At 34.5% G+C, this 264-nt stretch carries 1 protein-coding gene; it reads left to right on the top strand.

Annotated elements, in window-relative coordinates; genetic code table 11:
- Positions 1-264: hypothetical protein (locus R0J87_RS21365; protein WP_498888805.1), on the top strand; the 264-nt coding region annotated here is incomplete at both ends.

The raw sequence follows: 264 nt of genomic DNA on the forward strand, positions 1-264 counted from the left end.
GGGAATTATGAACCGAGCGAAACGACTTGGACAATTACTAAAAGAAGGAACACCAAAAAGTGTTTTATCTTATTATTCTCCCCAAATGCAGCAATGGATTGATCAAAAAGTTGAGGAAAATGCTTTTGATATTATTACTTGTGAGCATAGCATTAATGAAATTTATATTCGTTCAGAATGGCAAAATAAAGTCCGAACGATTGCTAATATTCATGGTTCAATGTATGGGACTTGTCAGAAATATATTGACCGTTCAATGGCAGG

It is taken from the genome of Halomonas sp. SIMBA_159, assembly GCF_046536035.1.
Lineage (GTDB): Bacteria > Pseudomonadota > Gammaproteobacteria > Pseudomonadales > Halomonadaceae > Vreelandella > Vreelandella venusta_A.